This is a genomic window from Pseudomonas sp. Sample_24 (genome assembly GCF_004307605.1).
Classification (GTDB): Bacteria; Pseudomonadota; Gammaproteobacteria; order Pseudomonadales; family Pseudomonadaceae; genus Aquipseudomonas.
Map to the genome: position 1 here is coordinate 1 of NZ_RCNW01000311.1, position 4,049 is coordinate 4,049.

The window sequence follows — 4,049 nt, forward strand, 5'->3', positions numbered from 1 at the left end:
GTGCCGATCTTCAGCTCGCCACGGGCCTTTTCACGGGCCTGGTCCAGCGCAACGTGGAAGGACAGGATCAGCGGGCAGGACGGGCTGATACGCAGGCGCTCGCGCACCGGTACGCCTTTCTCTTCCAGCTTGTTGATTTCCCGCAGCAGGGCGTCAGGTGCAACCACCACGCCATTACCGATCAGGCACTGCACGCCTTCGCGCAGTACGCCCGACGGAATCAGGTGCAAGACAGTTTTTTCACCGTCGATCACCAGCGTGTGGCCAGCGTTGTGGCCACCCTGGTAGCGCACTACGGCGGCAGCATGTTCGGTCAGCAGATCAACGATCTTGCCTTTGCCCTCATCACCCCATTGGGTGCCCAGGACTACGACATTCTTACCCATAACACTTGTCCTCATTCGCGCAAACTTGGTGCCGGCGGCGGCCGGCAGGAAAACTCAAGAAGCCAGTGGCGATACTTGCCAAAGCCCGTTCTGCTGAATCAATTGCCGGTCGCAGTCCGCTTCACGGGCGGCGGCCAAAGGTTGTCCAGGCAAGGCCTGAACGACACGCTGACCCTCACTGCGCAACTGGCAAACCTGCTGCCAGAGTGCCGCATCCGTACTGTCAGGCATCCAGATACCGCCAGACGGTAGCTCGATCTCAGCACGCCCCAGGGTCACCAGGGTTTTCAAATCGGTGGAGAAGCCGGTTGCCGGGCGGGCACGACCGAAGTCGGCGCCGATGTCGTCGTAACGACCACCCTGAGCGATGGATTGACCAACACCCGGTACGAATACAGCGAACACCACACCGGTGTGGTAGTGGTAGCCGCGCAGTTCGCCCAGATCGAAATACAGCGGCAGCTCCGGGAAGCGCGCGGACAGACGCTCGGCGATCGCCAGCAAGTCATCCAGTGCAGCCAGAACCGGGGCCGGGGCCTTGGCCAGACGCTCACGCGCCGCCGCCAGGACTTCACGGCCGCCACACAGGTCGACCAACGCCCGCAGCATGCCCGACAGATCGGCAGGCAAGCCCTCGGTCAAGGTAATGACCTCGTCGATGGCCTTGCGTTGCAGCGCATCGAACAACTGCTGCTCAACTTCGCCCGACAAACCGGCGGCGCGCGCCAGGCCGCGGTAAATACCGACATGCCCCAGGTCCATGTGCACATCCGGCACATCCGCCAGTTGCAGCATGGCCAGCATTAAACTGATGACTTCGACATCACTGCTCGGGCTACCGTCGCCGTACAACTCGGCACCCAGTTGAATCGGGCTGCGCGAGGACGACAAGGCGCGCGGCTGCGCATGTAGCACGCTGCCGGCATAGCAGAGACGGTTCGGACCTTCGCGTCGCAGGGTGTGCGCATCGATGCGCGCCACCTGTGGCGTGATGTCGGCCCGGAAACCCATCTGACGACCCGACTGAGGATCGATCACCTTGAAGGTACGCAGGTCCAGATCCTGGCCCGCGCCGGTCAGCAAGGATTCCAGGTACTCGATATGGGGAGTCACGACAAACTCGTAACCCCAGCTCTGGAACAGATCCAACACCTGACGACGCGCGACTTCAATACGCGCAGCTTCCGGTGGCAGTACTTCTTCGATGCCATCTGGCAGCAGCCAGCGGTCTACCGTTGCCATTACGCCAATCCCCTATGATCCGGGCAGCCAGCCTTTGGGCGAGCCTTGAGTGAAGCAGAAAATGACCGGCCCAGCGCAAACCACGCGCATGAGCGACGTGGCGAAAAGCCTGAAACGGGCTTCGCCGACCACTTTCCTCGTAAAACCTTTCGAGCCATAGCGCTCGGGCACCTGCATAAAACAGCAATCAAACATGCAGACGCAAAAAAGCCGGGAATTTCCCGGCTGCCGCATCATACACACGTTTTCCCAAAGGATCACCCCGCCAGAGGTTTTAGCCGCCCGGCGGAGGATGATTCAGGTCAGCGTCGTATCAAGGCTTGGCTTTTTCCAGGTAATGGAAGAAGTCGCTGCTTGGGTCAAGAACCATGACGTCAGATTTGTTCGCGAAGCTTTCACGGTAGGCACGCAGGCTACGGTAGAACGCGTAGAACTCCTGATCCTGACCGTAGGCCTTGGAGTAGATCGAAGCGGCCTGGGCATCGCCATCACCACGAATCTCTTCAGATTCACGATAGGCTTCCGCCAACAACACGCGGCGCTGACGATCGGCATCGGCACGAATGCCTTCAGCCAGCTCGTTACCCTTGGCGCGGTGCTCGCGAGCTTCACGCTCACGCTCGGTGCTCATACGCTCGAACACACTGCGGTTCACTTCTTTCGGCAGGTCGATGGTTTTGACCCGGACATCCACAACTTCGATGCCCAGCTCTTTTTCAGCCATCTTGTTCAACGACGCCGTGATATCCGCCATCAGTGCATCACGCTCACCCGACACGACTTCGTGCAAGGTGCGCTTGCCGAACTGATCACGCAGCCCGGATTCGAGACGACGGGACAGACGTTCGTCGGCGATCTGCTTGAGGCCGGAAGTCGCGGTGTAGAAACGCTCGGCGTCCTTCACGCGCCACTTGGCGTAGGCATCGACCATCACGGCTTTCTTCTCCAGCGTCAGGAAGCGCTGTGTCGGTGCATCGAGCGTCATCAGGCGTGCGTCGAATTTGCGCACCTGGTTAACGTAAGGCACTTTCACATGCAGGCCTGGCTGAACATCGGTCTGGACCACGCGACCGAACTGCAGCAACACCGCACGCTCGGTCTGAGCCACGATGTAGAAGCAGTTCCAGGCAGCGATCGCCACGACGACGCCGACAATAAGGGCGATCAGCGATTTATTGCTCATCAGCGACTCTCCCTGGTACGTGCTTGCTGTTGCTGCAGATCAGCTGCCGCACGCGCATTCGCTTCATTGCTGCTGGCAGCGGCGCCGGTCACCGGAGTGCTGGTGCTGCGACCACTTTCGACCATCTTGTCCAGAGGCAGGTAAAGCAGGTTGCTCTGGCCATTCTTGTTGCCGGTCACGAGAACCTTGCTGGTATTGCTGAAGACTTCCTGCATGGTGTCCAGATACAGACGCTGGCGGGTAACTTCAGGTGCCTTGCGATACTCGGCGACCAGTTTGGTGAAGCGATCGGCCTCACCCTTGGCACGCGAGACGGTTTCGTCACGGTAGCCATTGGCGTCTTCGAGAATGCGCTGGGCCTGACCACGGGCTTCCGGCACGACGCCGTTGGCATAGGTTTCGGCCTGGTTACGCGAACGCTGCTCGTCTTCACGGGCGCGGATCACGTCATCGAAGGCTTCCTGGACTTCACGCGGTGCCGCTGCGCTCTGTACGTTGACCTGGGTGACCGTGATGCCGGTGCGATACGTATCCATGAAGCGTTGCAGACGCTCCTTGATCTCGCTGGCCATCAATTCACGACCTTCGGTCAGCACCTGGTCCATCGCGGTGGAACCCACCACATGGCGCAGTGCGCTGTCGGTCGCGTGCTGCAGGCTGACTTCCGGCTGATCGACGCTCAGCACGAAGTCCTGCAGGTTGCTGATCTTGTACTGCACGGTCAGCGGCACTTCGACGATGTTCTCGTCTTCAGTCAGCATCTGGCCCTGCTTGGTGTACGCACGCTCACGCGTTACGTTTTCCATGTACTTCTTGTCGATCGGCGGGAAGTAGATGTTCAGACCCGGGCCGACCGTTTCGTAGTACTTGCCGAAGCGCAGCACCACGGCTTGCTCCTGCTCGTCGACGACATAGACCGCGCTGTACAGCCATACGGCCGCCAGAACGACCAGGCCGATGCCGAGCAGGCCGCCGAAGCCGCCACTCTTGCCCGAACCACCACCGTCGTCACCCCGTTTCTTACCACCACCGAACAACCCGTTCAGGCTTTCCTGCAGCTTTCGGAAGGCCTCGTCGAGATCCGGTGGTCCCTTGCGGTCGCCGTTATTGCGACGCTTGCCACCCCAAGGATCCTGATTATTCGAGTTGCCACCCGGCTCATTCCAAGCCATAGCGCTCTCCATCTGATAAAGCAAAGACGCACCCACGGCGCGCCGACCAATGCTACAGAATGCCTG

Annotated in this window: 4 protein-coding genes; all 4 read right to left on the reverse strand. The window is 60.2% G+C overall.

Annotation, left to right across the window (positions count from 1 at the left end; translation table 11 throughout):
* Positions 1-386: adenylosuccinate synthetase (locus D8V06_RS16675; protein ID WP_177434441.1), on the reverse strand; the 386-nt coding region annotated here is incomplete at its 3' end.
* 54 nt (positions 387-440) lie between these two features.
* Positions 441-1,628: an ATP phosphoribosyltransferase regulatory subunit gene (locus D8V06_RS16680; protein ID WP_056852377.1), complete on the reverse strand. Its 1,188-nt coding sequence runs from the start codon at positions 1,626-1,628 to the stop codon at positions 441-443.
* Between the two features lie 313 nt (positions 1,629-1,941).
* Complete coding sequence (gene hflC, locus D8V06_RS16685; protein ID WP_008064109.1) at positions 1,942-2,811, reverse strand: protease modulator HflC; 870 nt, start codon at positions 2,809-2,811, stop codon at positions 1,942-1,944.
* Positions 2,811-3,983 (reverse strand): FtsH protease activity modulator HflK, encoded by a 1,173-nt coding sequence (hflK, locus tag D8V06_RS16690; protein WP_056852376.1) that lies wholly within the window; start codon positions 3,981-3,983, stop codon positions 2,811-2,813. The genes hflC and hflK overlap by 1 nt, the downstream gene beginning before the upstream one ends.
* Positions 3,984-4,049: the final 66 nt, after the last annotated feature.

Coding starts and splice junctions, on each gene's coding strand:
- D8V06_RS16680 (WP_056852377.1), bottom strand. CDS start 1,628: ATGGCAACGGTAGACCGCTGGCTGCTGCCAGATGGCATCGAAGAAGTA.
- hflC (WP_008064109.1), bottom strand. CDS start 2,811: ATGAGCAATAAATCGCTGATCGCCCTTATTGTCGGCGTCGTCGTGGCG.
- hflK (WP_056852376.1), bottom strand. CDS start 3,983: ATGGCTTGGAATGAGCCGGGTGGCAACTCGAATAATCAGGATCCTTGG.